At 74.1% G+C, this 15,949-nt stretch carries 12 protein-coding genes; 6 read left to right on the top strand and 6 right to left on the bottom strand.

Going from position 1 to position 15,949, the window contains the following annotated elements; all coding sequences use genetic code 11:
* Positions 1–181 precede the first annotated feature (181 nt).
* Together phaZ and ABLM29_RS16885 are read right to left on the bottom strand one after the other, a co-directional pair.
* A complete protein-coding gene (phaZ, locus tag ABLM29_RS16890) occupies positions 182–982 on the bottom strand; it encodes a poly(3-hydroxyalkanoate) depolymerase (RefSeq protein ID WP_349715447.1) in 801 nt (266 codons plus the stop codon).
* 92 nt (positions 983–1,074) lie between these two features.
* Entirely contained in the window at positions 1,075–2,766 is a 1,692-nt protein-coding gene (locus ABLM29_RS16885; RefSeq protein WP_349715446.1) for a PHA/PHB synthase family protein, read from the bottom strand.
* A 165-nt stretch (positions 2,767–2,931) separates the two neighbouring features.
* Between ABLM29_RS16885 and ABLM29_RS16880 the strand changes: the two genes are divergently transcribed.
* A complete protein-coding gene (locus ABLM29_RS16880; protein ID WP_349715445.1) occupies positions 2,932–4,116 on the top strand; it encodes a PucR family transcriptional regulator in 1,185 nt (394 codons plus the stop codon).
* A 78-nt stretch (positions 4,117–4,194) separates the two neighbouring features.
* Here the strand turns inward: ABLM29_RS16880 and ABLM29_RS16875 are convergent, their stop codons facing one another.
* Complete coding sequence (locus ABLM29_RS16875) at positions 4,195–6,177, bottom strand: ABC transporter ATP-binding protein (RefSeq protein ID WP_349715444.1); 1,983 nt, start codon at positions 6,175–6,177, stop codon at positions 4,195–4,197.
* The gene (locus ABLM29_RS16870) at positions 6,177–6,839 is read right to left on the bottom strand and encodes a nitroreductase family protein (RefSeq protein ID WP_349715443.1); all 663 of its coding nucleotides are present in this window, start codon (positions 6,837–6,839) and stop codon (positions 6,177–6,179) included. The genes ABLM29_RS16875 and ABLM29_RS16870 overlap by 1 nt, the downstream gene beginning before the upstream one ends.
* Positions 6,840–7,000: 161 nt before the next feature.
* On the opposite strand from ABLM29_RS16870, the gene ABLM29_RS16865 reads away from it, so the two are divergent.
* The 3 genes from ABLM29_RS16865 to ABLM29_RS16855 all read left to right on the top strand — a co-directional run bounded on the left by ABLM29_RS16865 (position 7,001) and on the right by ABLM29_RS16855 (position 11,915).
* Complete coding sequence (locus ABLM29_RS16865) at positions 7,001–7,162, top strand: hypothetical protein (RefSeq protein ID WP_349715442.1); 162 nt, start codon at positions 7,001–7,003, stop codon at positions 7,160–7,162.
* A gap of 279 nt (positions 7,163–7,441) precedes the next feature.
* Entirely contained in the window at positions 7,442–10,363 is a 2,922-nt protein-coding gene (locus ABLM29_RS16860) for a helix-turn-helix transcriptional regulator (protein WP_349715440.1), read from the top strand.
* An 88-nt stretch (positions 10,364–10,451) separates the two neighbouring features.
* On the top strand, positions 10,452–11,915 hold the full coding sequence (locus tag ABLM29_RS16855) for a cytochrome P450 (protein WP_349715439.1): 1,464 nt from the start codon (positions 10,452–10,454) through the stop codon (positions 11,913–11,915).
* Here ABLM29_RS16855 and ABLM29_RS16850 read toward each other — a convergent pair.
* Entirely contained in the window at positions 11,899–12,381 is a 483-nt protein-coding gene (locus ABLM29_RS16850; protein WP_349715438.1) for a hypothetical protein, read from the bottom strand. The two genes, ABLM29_RS16855 and ABLM29_RS16850, sit on opposite strands and share 17 nt — an antisense overlap.
* 170 nt (positions 12,382–12,551) lie before the next feature.
* Entirely contained in the window at positions 12,552–14,894 is a 2,343-nt protein-coding gene (locus ABLM29_RS16845) for an arylsulfatase (RefSeq protein ID WP_349715436.1), read from the bottom strand.
* A gap of 50 nt (positions 14,895–14,944) precedes the next feature.
* Between ABLM29_RS16845 and ABLM29_RS16840 the strand changes: the two genes are divergently transcribed.
* Complete coding sequence (locus ABLM29_RS16840; protein WP_349715434.1) at positions 14,945–15,418, top strand: MarR family winged helix-turn-helix transcriptional regulator; 474 nt, start codon at positions 14,945–14,947, stop codon at positions 15,416–15,418.
* A 156-nt stretch (positions 15,419–15,574) separates the two neighbouring features.
* Positions 15,575–15,937, top strand: a complete 363-nt coding sequence (locus tag ABLM29_RS16835) for a VOC family protein (RefSeq protein ID WP_349715433.1) — start codon at positions 15,575–15,577, stop codon at positions 15,935–15,937.
* The last annotated feature ends 12 nt before the right edge of the window (positions 15,938–15,949 follow it).

Here is a 15,949-nt window from a genome sequence, read left to right as displayed (position 1 = left end):
CTCAACCACCGGGCGGGCTCGCTTCGCTCGCACCTCAACCACCGGGCGGGCTCGCTTCGCTCGCACCTCAACCACCGGGCGGGCTCGCTTCGCTCGCACCTCAACCACCGGACGCCGCTGGTTGAGGTGCGAGGCGCCCCGGCGCCGAGCCTCGAAACCAAGGCGCCCTGAGCGCAACCCCTCAGTCGCGCAGGAACTCGTGGATCACCGGCGCCAGCTCCTCCGCGCTGGTGACCAGCCCGAGGTGGCCGTCGTCGAAGACGTGCAGGTGCGCGTTGGGGAGCAGCCGGTGCATGAGCCGGGCGTTGACCAGCGGGATGATCGGGTCGTCGTTGCCGGCCAGCACCAGCGTGGGCTGCCGGATCAGCGGCAGCGCCGGCAGGCTCGACCACCCAGCGCCCGCCAGCAGCTGGAGCAGGTAGCCGCGCTTGGAGCCGATCCGCGAGTGCTCGTGCATCACGTGCAGGACCTCGTGCGGGCTGTGCCGCATGACGCCGCCGTAGAGCTCGGAGGCCACCGATCGCATGTAGTGCGGGTCCCGGTAGCGCTGCGGGGTGATCATCTTGCGCAGCACCTTGGGCGACCCGGGCACCATCAGCGAGCCGGTGGCGGTGCTGACCAGCACCGCCCGGCGCACCCGACGCGGGTGCTGCAGCGCCAGCTGCTGGGCGAGACCGCCGCCCCAGGAGATGCCGAGGACGTCGTACTGGTCGTGGCCGAGCTGGGTCATCAGCTTGCCGACGCCGTGGGCCAGCATCGCGAAGCGGTACGGCATCCGGGGGTCCGGGGAGCCGCCGACGCCGGGGACGTCGAAGCGGATCACCGTGAGCTCGGGGTCGAGCTGGTCGACGAACGGCTCCAGCAGGTCGAGGCTGGCCCCGATGCCGTTGCAGAGCAGCAGCGGAGGCCCGCCCCCGGTGCCCTGCCGCACCGCCACCCGGATGGAGTGTCCGAGGACGGTGATCTGGCGGAGCTGGTGCACGGGGCGGGCCTCACTGCTGGCGTCACTGCTGACGACGGTGTCGGTCCCGCCGCCGGTGGCGGCGGGACGTGTGACGACTGGTGCCCCCGACCTTACTTGTCGAAGACGTAGGTGCCCGGAGCCTCGGCGAGCGGTTCGAGTCGGGCGGTGCCCAGCTCCTTCGGAGCCGCCTTCAGTTCGCCGGAGCGCTGTGCGAGCCATGAGGCCGCATCGTTCCACCACGAGCCCTCGTGCGTCTCGGCGTTCTTCAGCCACGCCCGAGGATCGGGACCATGGTCCTGGCCGGTGTGGAAGGAGGACTTCGGGTTGCCCGGCGGGTTCACCATCGCGGCGATGTGGCCGCTGTTGGAGAGCACGAACCGGGTCTCGCCGCCGAACAGCTGGGTGGTCCGGTAGCAGCTCTCCCACGGGGTGATGTGGTCGGCGATGCCGGCCACGACGTAGGAGTCCACCGTGATCGCGCCGAGGTCGATCGGGACGCCGAGGACGCTCAGCTCGCCAGGCCTGATCACCGTGTTGTCCATCGCCAGGTCGACGAAGTCGGCGTGCAGCCCGGCCGTCATCCGGGTGGTGTCGGCGTTCCAGAACAGGATGTCGAAGGCCGGCGGCTTCTTGCCGAGCAGGTAGTTGTTGACCCAGTAGTTCCAGACCAGGTCGCTGGGCCGCAGCCAGGCGAAGATCTCGGCGAGGTACTTGCCGTCGAGGTAGCCGGTCCGGGCCGACCGCGCCTTGGCGACCTCGGCCATCGCCGGGTCGATCAGGGCCCCGGCCGTGCCGGCGTCGGCGTTGTCGAGCACGGTCACGGCGAGCAGGAAGGCGGCGATCCGGTCCTGGCCGCCGGTCGCGGCCAGGTACGCCGTCGCGATCGAGGCGAGGATGCCGCCCGAGCACATCGCGGCCAGCGCCGTCTTCTCGCTGTCCGCGACCTCCTCGACGGTGTCGAGCGCGTCGAGGATCGCCTGGACGTAGGTCTCCAGGTTCCACTCGGCGTGCCGGGCGTCGGGGTTGCGCCACGACATGACGAAGACCTGGCGGTTGTTCTGCAGGTGGAACTCGACCATGCTGCGCCCCGGCGCCAGGTCGAGCGCGTAGTACTTGTTGATGGTCGGGGGCACGATCAGCACCGGCACCTCGAAGACCTGGTCGGTCTGCGGGGTGTACTGGATCAGCTCGAAGACCTCGTTGCGGAAGACCACGGCGCCCGGGGTGCCGGCGACGTTGTCGCCCACGCTGAAGCCCGAGCCGTCGACCATCTCGGGCAGCCGGGGGGCCGAGGCGAGGTCACGGACCAGGGCGGCGCCGCCGCGGGCGAGGCTGAGGCCGCCGGTGTCGATGGCGGTCTTGGCCGACTCGGGGTTGACCAGCGGCACGTTGCTGGGAGAGACGGCCTCGGTGATGTTCTCCACCAGGAAGCGCACCCGCTTGCGGTCGCGGTCGTTCAGGCCGGCGTCCTCCACCAGCTGCTCGGCGGTGCGGCCGCCGGCGAGGTAGAGCTGGACCAGGCGGTGCAGCAGCGGGTTGCCGGTCCACGCCACGTCCTTGAACCGGCGGTCGCCGCGGCGGGGGCCGATCTCGGAGGTGCCGGCGGCGATCCGGGCCGCCTCGCCGGCGAGGCCGCCCAGCCGGCGGGCCGTGGTCCGCGGCTTGCTGGCCAGGCTGATGGCCCACTTCGCGGTCGACGCGTCCGGCACGAACCGGCGCAGGGGGCCGACCGCGGCGTCGACCAGCAGGGCGTCGTACGGGGCGGCGTTGTCGGTCAGCGGTGTGGTGGCGAGGTCACTCATGGTCTCCGGGATGCTTCCTGTCGTGGGGCGTCTGTTTTCTGGAGCACCTCCAGGGTCCTCTAGCACACGAGGTATCGCATCGGCTGATGGCACCGATCGACGGGGGTGATTTGTGTGCACGGGCACAAAACGCCCGACAACGTCCCGACCGGTTAGGTTGACGATGTGCGTGAGGTGGAGGTCGCCCCCGAGGTCCGCGAGCTGTGCCGCCGGCTGTTGCCGGAGGCGGAGCCGCTCGCCCGCCGGATGGCGGACCGGATCCGCGCCGAGGTGCCGTTCTACGCCGAGGGCGCGGTCGTCCCGCACCAGGAGCTCGACGACTTCTGCGACTCGAACATGCGCTACGTGCTGGGGTACATGGCCGGGGTGGCGCACCCCGACCAGCGTGGCCCGCGGATCACCGGCACCAGCGCGAGCGGCGAGGCGGTGCCGTACGCGATCGTCCTCCAGGCCTTCCGGGTGGGCGGTCGCTTCATCTGGGAGGCGCTGGTCGAGGCGGCCGAGCCCGAGGCGCGGGAGGTGCTGCTGCTGGCCGCCGCGGACGTCTGGGCGATCAGCGACATGCTGGCCGCCGACGTCACCCGGGCCTACCGCGGCGCGCTGGAGGAACGGGTCCGGCGCAACGAGCAGATGCGCTCGGTGATGGTTGGTGGGCTTCTCGAGGGGGATGACAACGTCGCCGGCGACACCGGGGAGGTCTCCTCCGTGCTCGGGCTGGGCCGCACCGGCGAGTTCGTCGTGGTCAGCGCGGAGTCGCCGACGCCGGGCAAGGAGGGCCTGCGCGGGGTGGAGCGCGCGCTGCGGCGCTCCAACGTCCGCTCGGCCTGGCGCCTCGACCACGATCGCCAGGAAGGGGTGGTGGCGCTGCGGTTCGGCTTCGGCGCCGACCAGCTCACCGAGGTGCTGCGCGAGCTCGCCGTGGGCCGGGTCGGGATCAGCAGGCAGTTCGCGCGTCTGGAGGAGGCCCGGGACGGGCGCCGGGAGGCGCAGGTCGCGTGCGCCGGCGCGTCCCCGGGGTCGACGGACGTGGTCCGGTTCGAGGACGACCCGCTCGCCGTGCTGCTCGCCAGCAGCCCGGAGCAGGCGCAGGCGATGGTCGACGCGGTGCTCGCGCCGGTGATGGAGCTGCCGCCCGACGACCGCGCCGTCTTCCTCGACACCGCCCGCGCCTGGCTCGAGGCGGCCGGCTCGACGTCGGCCGCGGCCGAGACCCTGGTCGTGCACCGCAACACCGTGCGCTACCGGATCCGGCGGCTGGAGGAGATGACCGGGCGCGACCTGACCCGGCCCGTGGACGGGGCCGCCTTGTACGTCGCGCTGGAGTGCGTCCGGATCCTCGGGCTCGATTGAATGGGTCGTGTGCCTGACGCCCGCCTATGACGGGGTCTCGGGCACACGACCCCACCCCGGGACCGGACCGGGCGCCCGTCAGAGGCTGACGTCGGCGCGGCGCCCGTCGAACTCGCCCGCCCCGTCCTCGCCCCGGCTGAACTGCTCCACCCAGAGGCGGGCGTAGAGCCCCTCGGGGTCGGCCAGCAGCTCCTCGTGGGTGCCGCGCTCCATCACCCGCCCGTCGGCGAGGGAGTAGATGACGTCGGCGGAGCGGATCGTGGAGAGCCGGTGTGCGATCGCGATCGTGGTGCGTGACCGGGTCGCGCGCTCCAGCGCCTCCTGCACCAGCCGTTCGGTCTCGCTGTCCAGCGCCGAGGTCGCCTCGTCGAGGATCAGCACCGGCGGGTCCTTGAGCAGCACCCGGGCGATCGCCAGGCGCTGCTTCTCCCCGCCGGAGAGCCGGTAGCCGCGCTCGCCGGTGATCGTGTCGTAGCCCTCGGGGAAGCTCATGATCCGGTCGTGGATGTTGGCGTCCCGCGCCGCCTGCTCGATCTCCGCGGGGGTCGCGTCCGGGCGGGCGTAGGCGATGTTGTCCCGGATGGTGCCGTGGAACAGGTACGGCTCCTGCGTCACCATGCCGACCGCGTCGGCCAGCGAGTCCAGCGTCAGGTCGCGCACGTCGTACCCGTCGAGGAGCACCGCGCCCTCGTCGACGTCGTAGAAGCGCGGCACCAGGTACGTCGCCGTCGTCTTGCCCGCGCCCGACGGGCCGACCAGCGCGACCAGCTGCCCGGGCTCGGCCACCATCGAGACCCGGTGCAGCGCCCAGCCGGGCCCGGCGGCCGCCCCCGCGCGCTCCGGCATCAGGTCGGCCGGGTCGGGCTCGCCGCCGAACCGCGACTCGTGGCGGGTGCCGCTCAGCGACCGGGGCTGCGGGTACCGGAAGGAGACGTCGCGCAGCTCGACCCGGCCGGCCACCCGGTCGGTCGGCAGCGGGTGCGCGCCGGGGCGCTCGGTGATCGCCGGCTCCAGGTCGAGGTACTCGAAGATCCGGCGGAACAGCGCCAGCGAGGTCTGCACGTCGAGGCTGACCCGCATCAGCTGCAGCAGCGGCATCTGGAGGCGCCCCTGCAGCGTGGTGAACGCGACGATGGTGCCGGCGGTGAGCGTCTCCGCGCCGACGCCGCCGTTGCCGGTGATGATGAACCCGGCCGCCAGGTAGATCAGTGCCGGGGTGATCGCGAAGAACGTCTGCACCATCGCGAAGAACGCCCGCCCGGTCATCGCCTGCCGCACCTGGAGCCGGGTCTGCTCCCGGTTCGCCTCCCGGTAGCGGTCGATCTCGGAGGCCGACCGGTTGAACACCTTGGCCAGCAGGATCCCCGAGACGCTCAGCGCCTCCTCGGTGATCGCGGTCATCTCCGAGAGCGACTCCTGGGTCCTGCGGGCCAGCCGCTGCCGGCGCCGCCCCACCCGCAGCTGGAGCACCACGAAGAGCGGCATCAGCACCAGCGTCAGCAGCGTCAGCTGCCAGGAGAGGATCACCATCGCGACGAACGCCGCCGTCACCGTCACCGAGTTCTGCACGATGGTGGTCGCGGTGTCGGTCAGCACCGTCCGCACGCCCGCCACGTCGTTGGCCAGCCGGGACTGGATCGCGCCGGTCTTGGTGGCGGTGAAGAACGCCAGCTCCATCTTCTGCAGGTGCTCGAAGAGGTCGCCGCGCAGGTCGGCCATCGCCGAGTTCCCGACCGTGGAGGTGAGGTAGTTCTGCCCGATCGCGATCAGCGAGGCGAGGATCGGCAGCACGCACATCCCGGCCACCAGCCAGCCGAGCAGGCCGAGGTCGGGCGCGCCGCCGTCGATCGGGAACAGCGCCTGGTCGAAGACCGCGCGGGTCAGGAACGGCACCAGCGCCTGCAGCCCGGCCGCGGCGACCACGGCCACGAGCACCATCGCGATCGGGCGCCGGTAGGGCCGCAGCAGGCGGGCCACCCGGCGTACCACCGGGCGGGCCTCGGACGCGTCCGGCTGCAGGTCGGAGGCGAGGTCGGGCGCGACGCTCCACGGCGACGGCATCAGGACCAGCCCGCTCCCCAGGCGCCCCGGTGGGCCACCTCCCGCCAGGGCGTACGGCGGCGGGTCGCCGCCGAGCCGCGGGCGCCGTGCCCGGGGTCGGCCGGGTGCCCGATCGTGATCGCGCCGATCGGGTGCGGCGCCCCGTCGCCGACCAGTCCGAGCCGCTCCTTCACGGCGTCGACCCGGTGCGGCACCAGCCCGAAGAAGCAGCAGCCCAGCCCGTCGTCGACCACCGACTGCTGCAGCAGCAGGGCGGCCATCGCGGTGTCCAGGTGCCAGTACGGCATCGCCCACCGGCCGGCCGCCTCGTCCGGGTCGGCGTCGGCCTCCGAGAGCGCGGCCCTGGCCTTGTCGGGTGCGGCGTAGCGGTCCAGGTAGGCGTCGCGGCGGCTGCACGGCACCACGACCACCGGCGCGCCCATCATGCCGCGCAGCCAGCGGTCCGGGCTGCCGTCCGGGAGGGCGTCGTCGGTCTGGGCCCGCCAGAACCCGGCGACGGCGTCGGGGCTGTCCAGCACCACGAACGCCCAGCCCTGGCTGAACCCGGCGCTGGGCGCGCGGGTGGCGCGGTCCAGCGCCCGCTCCACGACGCCCGGGTCGACCGGGGCGTCGGTGTAGGCGCGGGTCATCCGGCGGCGACGTACGACCTCGGCGAACTCCACGCCCCGACTATCCCACCCGGGGGTAGGCCGGCCGTCGTCGACTGAGGTACCCCACCGAGCCGCCGCGGCCGGGTCGGGGTGGTCGGCGGCGCCTCAGATAAGGCCCCGGATAAGGCATTTCCCGATGTGCGCGCCTACCTCAGAGGCAGATCGTTGATGCCATGAACAACGACGCCTTCTTCCTGATCGAGGGACCGGAGCTGGAGTACCGCCGGTCCCGCAACCGCAAGGCCATCGCCGGCCGCCGCGGCCAGCGCTCGCGGTCCTCGTGGCTGCGCCGCCTCGCCGACAACGACCCCGGGCTCTCCCACAAGAGCGACTGACCCACACGACCCACTGACCCACACGCCCATCAGGCAGGACCCATCATGACCCTCCTCGCGATCGACACCCGGAGGACCGCGGCACGCCACGCGGCGCCGAGGCCGGTGGCCGGGCCGCCGGCCCGCCGCAGCTCGTGGCCGACCCGGCCACGGCCCGGCCAGCCCGGCCGGCCCGGCCGCCGGTGAGCCCCGACCGTTGAGCCCCAGCCAGTGAGCACGGCGCCGCCACGTCCGGGAACCCGCGCGACAGCGTCGGTCCCGGCGACGATCATGGAGTCCGTGGCCACCTCGACAGCGCGCACCCTGGTCGGCCGCGAGGCCGAGCTCGGGAGCCTCGTGGACCTGCTGGAGAGCCCCGACGCGGGCGCCGCGGTCCTGCTCTCGGGCGACGCCGGCGTCGGCAAGACCCGGCTCCTGATGGAGCTGCGCGACCTGGCCCGGGCCCGGGGCTGGCAGGTGCTGGCCGGCCACTGCCTCGACTTCGGCGAGAGCGCCCTGCCCTACCTCCCGTTCAGCGAGGTGGTCGGCCGCGTCGCCGCCGTCGACCCCGAGCTGCTGGCCCGGGTCGCCGCGGAGCACCCGGCGATCACGCGGCTCCAGCCCGGCCGCCGTACCCGCTCCGGCGCGGTCGCCGAGCCGGCCGCCGACATCGGCACGCCCACCGACCGCGCCGACCTCTTCGTCGCGGTCCAGGCGCTGCTGGAGGCCGCCGCCGAGGAGGCGCCGGTGCTGCTGGTCATCGAGGACGTCCACTGGGCCGACCGGTCGACCCGGGACATGCTGGGGTTCCTCTTCGCGCGGCCGTTCTCGCGGCAGGTCCGGCTGATCGCGTCCTACCGCTCCGACGACCTCCACCGGCGCCACCCGCTGCGTCGCCAGGTCGCCGAGTGGTCGCGGCTGCCGAGCCTGGACCGGCTGGCGCTGGCGCCGCTGAGCGAGCCGTCGGTGCGCGCGCTGGTCGGCCAGCTCGCCCCCGACGGCCTCGCCGAGCCCGCGATCCGCGGGATCATCGACCGCGCCGAGGGCAACGCGTTCTTCGTCGAGGAGCTGGTCGCCTCCCAGGGCCGGGCCGCGGTCCCGGAGGACCTGGCGGACCTGCTGCTGGTCCGGCTGGACCCGCTGACCGACGAGACCCGGCAGGTGGTGCGCGCCATCAGCGCCGCGGGGCGCCGGGTCAGCCACGACCTGGTCGCGGCGGTCGTCGGGCTGCCCGGGCCGGAGCTGGAGGCGGCGGTGCGGCAGGCCGTGGAGATGAACGTGCTCGAGTCCGGCCCGCGCCACTACTCCTTCCGCCACGCGCTCCTGGCGGAGGCGGTCTACGACGACCTGCTGCCCGGCGAGCGGGTGCGGCTGCACGGGCAGTACGTCGCCGCGCTGACCGCCGGCACCGCGCCCGGCACGGCCGCCGAGCTGGCCCTGCACGCCCGCCGCGCCAACGACCTGGACCGCGCCGCGAGCGCCAGCATCGAGGCCGGCGACGAGGCGATGTCGGTGGGTGGCCCGGACGAGGCGGCCCGCCACTACGAGCAGGCCCTGGAGCTGCTGGCCGACGCGGAGCGGGCCGAGCGGCTCGGCGTGGACCTGTCCAGGCTGGCCACCCGCGCCGCCGACGCGCTCGGGCTCAGCGGCGCCACGCAGCGCGCCGCGGAGCTGCTCGCCGCCCACCTCGACCGGCTCCCGCCGGCCGGGATCACGGCGGAGGCCGACCGCGCCCGCGCCCGGCTGCTCAGCCAGTACGCCGGATGGCTGACCCTCATCGAGAGCGAGGTCGACCCGGTGGCGCTGAGCATCGAGGCCGCCGCGCTCGCGCCGACCGGGCAGGAGCCGCTGCGCGCCAAGGTGCTCGCCACCCACGCCCGGGTCCTGCACTGGGCGGGCAAGGTCGAGGACGCCGAGGCGGTCGCCGCCGAGGCGCTCGCGCTCGCGGAGCGGCTGGCGATGCCGGCGCTGGCCTCGGAGGTGGCGACGACGCTCGGGCTGCTGAGCGGCGAGGGTGGCGACGTGCGCTCGGCGCTGGAGAAGGCGGTCGAGCGCGCCGACGCGGCCGGTGCGACCACCGCGGGGCTGCGCGCCCGGTACCTGCTGGCCCGGTCGTTCCAGGACGAGGGGGACTGGGACCAGGCGATCCACTGGTTCGAGGCGGCGATGGGACTCGGTGCCCGGGCCGGCCTGCCGTGGGCGCCGTACGCGATGGAGAGCAGGTGGCAGCTGGCGCTGGTCTGCTGGCAGCGCGGCGACTGGGACCGCGCGCTGGAGCTGGTCGCGCCGACCGCGTCGGCGCCCGAGATCCCGGCGGCGCTGGTCGAGCCGGTGCGGCTGGAGATCCAGGCCGCCCGGGGCGAGGACGTCGCGCCCCAGCTGCGGCGGCTGCGGCGCACCTGGCCCGAGGAGGGCGGTGTCGCCGTCTTCAGCGCGGGGATCGAGATCTGGCTGGCGGCCTCCCGCGGCGACGCCGCGGCGGCGATCGCCGTCTACGACGACGTGCTGCGCGTGCTGCGCACCATCTGGTCCGAGAACTTCGGGGCGCGGGTCCGGCTCGCGGCGCAGACCGTCGCGGCGATCGCCCGACAGGCCTCGTCGACGTCGGCGGCCGAGCGCGAGCGGCTCGCCGTCGTCGCGAACCGACTCCTCGGCGAGGGGGAGGCCGTCGTCCGCGCCTACCGCGCCGGCGGGCGGGGGTGGGCCGTCGAGGGCCAGGCGTGGTCCGCGCGGCTGCGTGCCGAGACGCTGCGGGTGCGCTGGCTCGCCGACGCCGACCCGCCGACGCGTGCGGAGCTCGTCGACGCGTGGCGCGAGACCGTCGAGGCGTTCGAGCGGTTCGGGCACGTCCCCGAGACCGCACGGGTCCGCGCCGGCTACGCGGGCGTGCTGCGCGCCTGCGGGGACGCCGCGGCGGCCCAGCGGCAGGTCGAGGCCGCCGCCGACGCCGCCCGTGGCCTGGGCGACCGCGTGCTGCTGGAGGACCTGCGCGGCCTGGGCGCGGCGGCTCCGGGCCCGGCGACGGCGACCCGGCTGACCGCGCGCGAGCGGGAGATCCTCGGCCTGGTCGCGGAGGGGCGCAGCAACGGCGAGATCGGCCGCGTGCTCTTCATCAGCACCAAGACGGTGAGCGTCCACGTCTCCAACATCCTCGGCAAGCTCGGCGCCGCGGGCCGCACGGAGGCCGCGGCGATCGCCCGCCGCGAGGGTCTGCTCGGCTGACGCCCGCCCGCCCGCCCGCCCGCCGGGTTCGGGGAGCGGTGATCGGATCCGGGGTCGCGGTCGCGCCGTCGGGCGTAACGTCACCTATGTGACGGCCGAACTCACCGATCTCGACGCCGAGACGACCAGGGAGCTGGCGCGGCGGCGCTTCCAGTACCTCGCGCCCACCGGTCGCAGCGGGCGCGGTGGACGCCGGGGGCGCCGCGCCAAGGTGCCGACGGCCGGGCTGCCGCCGGGGCCGCGCTGGCCCGCGCTGCTGCAGACCCTGGCGCTGATCCGGTTCCGCCACCAGCTCCACCCGTGGCTGCACCGCCGCTACGGGGACGCGTTCACGCTGCGGCTCGTCCCGGGCGCGGCGCCGCTGGTGCTGTTCACCTCGCCCGAGGTGACCAAGGAGATCTTCGCCGGCGACCCGGAGGTCTTCCATGCGGGGAAGGGCAACGCGATCCTCGGCCCGCTGCTCGGCGAGCACTCGCTGCTGCTCCAGGACTCGCTGGAGCACCACCGCGCCCGCAAGCTGCTGATGCCGGCCTTCCTCGGCCACGCCCTGCGGGGCTACCGCGACCTCGTCGCCGAGGTCGCGGCGGCCGAGGCGGACGGCTGGGGCGACGGGGAGACGTTCCGCGCGCTGGACCGGATGAACGCGCTCACGCTCGAGGTGATCCTGCGGGTCGTCTTCGGGGTCGGCGAGGGTGAGCGGCTGCGGGAGCTGCGCCCACGGGTGAACCGGACGGTCGAGATCAGCCCGCTCGTGCTGCTCGGCTGGGCCTACCCCCGGCTGCAGCGGTTCCGGCTGTGGCGCGAGACGCTGGACAACCAGGTCGAGATGGACCGCCTCCTCTACGCCGAGATCGCCGAGCGCCGCGCGGCCGGCGACCTGGGCGAGCGCAACGACGTGCTCTCCCGGCTGCTGCGCGTCGGTGCCGACCCGGACACCGGGGTCGACGCCGCCGACGGGCTGAGCGACACGGAGCTGCGCGACCAGCTGGTCACGCTGGTCCTGGCCGGCCACGAGACCACCGCGAGCGCGCTCTCGTGGGCGCTCTACGAGCTGGGGCGCGACCCGGACCTGCTGGCCCGGAGCCAGCGCGCGGCCGACGCCCGGGACGCCGAGGGCGACGCCTGGTTGGAGGCCGTGCTCAAGGAGTCGATGCGCCTGCACCCGATCATCCCGATGGTCGTGCGGATGCTGCAGCGGCCGACCACCGTCGGCGGCTACCACCTGCCGGCCGGAGCGACCGTCGGCCCGTCGATCATCGTCAGCCACCAGGACCCCGAGGAGTTCCCCGAGCCCGGGGAGTTCCGTCCGGAGCGGTTCCTCGCGGACCTCAACGGCGGCCACGTCCCGCCGCTCAACGTGTGGATCCCGTTCGGTGGCGGCGTCCGGCGCTGCATCGGCGCCGGCTTCTCGCTGATGGAGGGCACCGTGGTCCTCGGTGAGGTGCTGCGCCGCTTCGACGTCGCGACCGTCGGCGGCGACGTGCCGAAGGTCCGCAACATCACCAGCGTGCCGCGCCGCGGGGCGCGGATCCGGGTCACCCGGCGGCGCTGACGCCGGTGCCGCCGCCGTCCGCGCCGCCCATCCCGGTCGGCGTGATCTCCAGCGTCGCGGCGATCTCCTCGAAGAGGTCGCAGTAGAGGACGTAGGCCGTGCGCGCCACGGAGCCGGTCAGCGTCACCCCGACGCCGTCCTGCCACCACGACCACTGCTCGCTGAGCAGGTCGTCGGGGCCGACGCGGTGGGCGAACCGGTGGTAGCGGACGGTCCGCCCGGCCAGGTCGAAGGTGTCGTCGTCCTCCAGGGCCAGGTCGACCGCGTGGTCCGCCAGCTCCCGCAGCGCCCGCTCCCGCCAGGTGGCCAGGTCGGGCTCGTCGACCGCGACGGCCCGCACCACCACCTCGGGCACCGGCCCGGGGCCGGGGTCGAGTGGTCGGGCCGCGACCACGACGCCGTGGGGCAGCTGGCGTCGGGTCGCCCAGCGCGGTGGCAGGGACAGGTCGATCCGGTGGGACTCCATCGGGGCTCCTCGGCGGTGTGGGTGGGCCACCACACTCGGCCGGATCCGCGCCATCGCGGGAGTGGCGGTGCCGCCCTGTGGAGGAGCCGCCCCGCGCGGGGCGGCCTGTGGACGGACGGTGGCCCGCCGCTGCGCGCCGCGACCGGTCGGGGGCCGCCGCGCGCCCGCGCTCACTCCCGCTGCATGATCGCCGCCAGCGCCTCCGCGGCCCGGGCGTCGGCGTCCGCGGGGTCGGCCACCTCGGGCTGCTGGTGGAACGCCACCGAGTGCAGCGTCCCGGTCCAGGGGAACGGCGGCCGGTAGTCGTCGCTGACCGGGAACCCGGTGTCGTGCCCGAGCCGGAGGCCGCCGCCGCCGATTTGCATCCCGCTGGTGCCCATCCCGTCCGGCAGGGGGGCGCAGCCGGCGACCTGGCCGTCGACGTACAGCATCCCGACCCGGTCCTGCGGCAGGTAGCGGAAGCCGACCCGGTGCCGCCCGGGGGTGAGCGCGGCGTCGCCGCGGACCTCGAAGGGCGTGCTGGTGTTGTTGAGCAGGAACGTCGGCACGCCGTCGAGCGCCAGGAGCGCCCAGCCGTTGCTCCAGTCGCCCATCACCGCCAGCACGCCGGACGCGCCGGCCTCCGGCACCTCGCAGTCCGCCTCGACCATCGCGCCCAGGCTGAGCGAGGGCACCGCCTCGTCCACGACCGGGTTGGCGCCGGGGTGCACCACCAGCGTCTTCGGGAACGGCCACAGCGGCGCCTCCATGGCGACCAGCCGCCCGAACATCGAGTCCATCAGCGGCAGCACCTGGTTGCGCTCGGCCTCGGCCCACCAGACCCGCTCCAGCTCGGCGACCACCTCGGGGTGCTCGGCCGACAGGTCCCGGGACTCCGCGAAGTCGTCGGCCAGCCGGTAGAGCGCCCAGTGGTCCTGCTCGAGGTCGCGGCTGCCCGGCACCAGCTCGTCCGAGAGCGCGTGGTCGGGCACGTGGTCGGTGGTCGCCTTCCAGCCGTCGTGGATGATCGAGCGCGACCCCATCACCTCGAAGTACTGAGTGGTCCGGACGTCGGGCGCGCCGGCGTCCGCGATCGCCGCGGTCATGCTGGCCCCGTCGACGACCTGCTGCTCGACGCCGTCCACGGTGTCCGGCGGCGTCACCCCGCAGACCTCCAGGATCGTCGGGAAGACGTCGACGATGTGGCAGAGCTGGTCCCGGATCGCGCCGGCGTCGACCGGGCCGGCGCCGGTGGCGACCGGCGGCTTCACGATCAGCGGCGTGCGGGTGCCGCCCAGCCAGGAGAAGCGCTTCCACAGCTTGAACGGGGTGTTGCCCGCCCACGCCCAGCCCCAGGGGTAGTGGTTGTAGGAGCGGAAGCCGCCGATGTCGTCCATCCCGGCCAGGTTGTCCTCGAGGCTGTCGGGCACCTTGAACCCGAAGCGGTGCTCGTTGATCGAGCCGAGCGGACCACCCTCGGCGCTGGCCCCGTTGTCGGAGCTGAGCACGATCATCGTGTTGTCGAGGACCCCCAGGTCCTCCAGCTCCTGCACCAACCGGCCCAGGTGGTGGTCGAAGTGGGTGAGGAAGCCGGCGTACACCTCCTGGAACCGGGCGAAGAGGCGACGCTCCTCGTCGCCGAGCGTCTCCCAGTCGGGGATCCACTCGGGGCGGTCGGTCAGCTCGGTGTCCTCGGGGATGATGCCCATCGCGCGCTGCCGCTCGAAGATCTCGGCGCGCCAGGCCTCCCAGCCCTGGTCGAACCGGCCGGCGTAGCGGTCCGACCACTCCTGCGGCACCTGGTGCGGCGCGTGTGCCGTCCCGGGCGCGAAGTACATGAGGAACGGCTTGTCGGGCGTCGCGTTGTGCTGGTCGCGCACCATCGTGATCGCCTGGTCGACCAGGTCCTCGGTGAGGTGGTAGCCCTCCTCCGGCGTGGCCGGCGGCTCGACGGGCGAGTTGTCGCGGTAGAGCGTCGGCGTCCACTGGTTGGCGTCGCCGTGGATGAACCCGTAGTAGCGCTCGAAGCCCTGGCCGAGCGGCCAGGTGTCGAACGGGCCCGCGGCGGAGCGGTCGGCGCGCGGCGTCAGGTGCCACTTGCCGACGGCCATCGTGTTCCAGCCCTCGTCCTTGAGGACGCGGGCCATCGTCGCGGCCGACCGGGGGATCCGCGCGGAGTAGCCGGGGAAGCCGGTGGGCATGTCGCAGAGCAGCCCCATGCCGACGGCATGGTGGTTGCGCCCGGTCAGCAGCGACGCGCGGCTCGGCGAGCAGATCGCGGTCACGTGGAACCGGTTGAAGCGCACGCCGTCGCCGGCCAGCGCGTCCATGGTCGGGGTCTCGATGGTCGAGCCGAAGCAGCCGAGCTGGGCGAAGCCGACGTCGTCGAGCAGCACCACCAGGACGTTGGGGCGACCGGCCGGGCGGGGCCGGGGCGGGTGCCACGCGGTCGACTCGTCGAGCGTGCGCCCGATCACCGGCCCGGTGGGCGCTCCGTCGCTGCCGGCTCCGTTGTTGTGGGCGGTCGTGCTCATGCCTTCTCCTTCCGCGGCCGGGGCCGTGCGGTGATTTGTACGATCGGACGGTGATCGGCGACCGGCAGGACATCGGGGTGCTGCTGTCGTTGGCGCAGGTCGCCTTCCAGGAGCAGCTGGTCGCGGACCTGGACCGGCAGGGCTACGACGGCTTCACGCCGCGCACGGGCTTCGTGCTGCGGCTGCTCGCCGAGGAGCCGCTGCCGCTGGCGCGGCTGGCGGAGCGGCTGCTGATGAGCCCGCAGGCCACCGTGAAGCTGGTCGACCTGATGACCTCGCACGGGTACGTCGAGCGCTTCGCCTCCGACGAGGACGGCCGCCTGCGCCTGGTGGCGGTGAGCGACCGGGGTCGGCAGGCCCTCGCCGCGGCCCATGCCTTCCACGAGCGGTTCGAGCTCGACCTGGGGGAGCGCCTCGGGGTGGCGGGCGCCGCGGTGCTGCGCGAGGCGCTGGAGCTGCTGGCCGGGCAGACCGCCGTGGTGGTGCCCGGCGGCGTGCGCCGGGCGACGCGCGGCGGCGACTGACGGTCGGTCCACTGCCGGCTCCCTCCTCGACGTGTGTCGCCGATAAAGTAAACCGTGGTTTACTAAATGTCGAGACCTGCGTCACATCGCGGGCGCCGGGGTGGCCGCGGACCCACCAGAGCCTCGATGTCGGCGGTCGGCCCTAGCGTCGGCGCCATGGCGATCGCGACGAACCCCCAGGTGGTGCTCGACTGTCCCGACCCCGCGGAGCTCTCCGCGTTCTACGCCGGCCTGCTCGGTTGGAGGGCCGAGGTCGACGAGGACGGCGGGTGGGCCACCGCCTCCGACGGCGACCGGGGCGTCCTCCACTTCCAGCGGGTCGACGACTTCCGGGCCCCCGAGTGGCCGGGGCAGGAGCGCCCGCAGCAGCTCCACCTCGACGTCGACGTGGCCGACCTCGACGCCGCCGAGGCGGCGACCCTGGCGCTCGGGGCGCGCAGGCACCCGCACCAGCCGGGGGAGACCTTCCGGGTCCTCCTCGACCCCGCGGGGCATCCCTTCTGCCTCTGCCTGGCCTGAGTCTGGATCCAC

This window comes from Nocardioides sp. YIM 152588, from assembly GCF_040191335.1.
Lineage (GTDB): Bacteria > Actinomycetota > Actinomycetes > Propionibacteriales > Nocardioidaceae > Nocardioides.
Note: the sequence above shows the minus strand (reverse complement) of the source record. Positions and strands in the feature narration are given on the sequence as shown.

Excerpts from the sequence above, each read along its gene's own strand:
- ABLM29_RS16885 (WP_349715446.1), bottom strand. The coding sequence starts at position 2,766 with ATGAGTGACCTCGCCACCACACCGCTGACCGACAACGCCGCCCCGTAC.
- ABLM29_RS16865 (WP_349715442.1), top strand. The coding sequence starts at position 7,001 with ATGAACAACGACGCCTTCTTCCTGATCGAGGGACCGGAGCTGGAGTAC.
- ABLM29_RS16850 (WP_349715438.1), bottom strand. The coding sequence starts at position 12,381 with ATGGAGTCCCACCGGATCGACCTGTCCCTGCCACCGCGCTGGGCGACC.
- ABLM29_RS16875 (WP_349715444.1), bottom strand. The coding sequence starts at position 6,177 with ATGCCGTCGCCGTGGAGCGTCGCGCCCGACCTCGCCTCCGACCTGCAG.
- ABLM29_RS16835 (WP_349715433.1), top strand. The coding sequence starts at position 15,575 with ATGGCGATCGCGACGAACCCCCAGGTGGTGCTCGACTGTCCCGACCCC.
- ABLM29_RS16845 (WP_349715436.1), bottom strand. The coding sequence starts at position 14,894 with ATGAGCACGACCGCCCACAACAACGGAGCCGGCAGCGACGGAGCGCCC.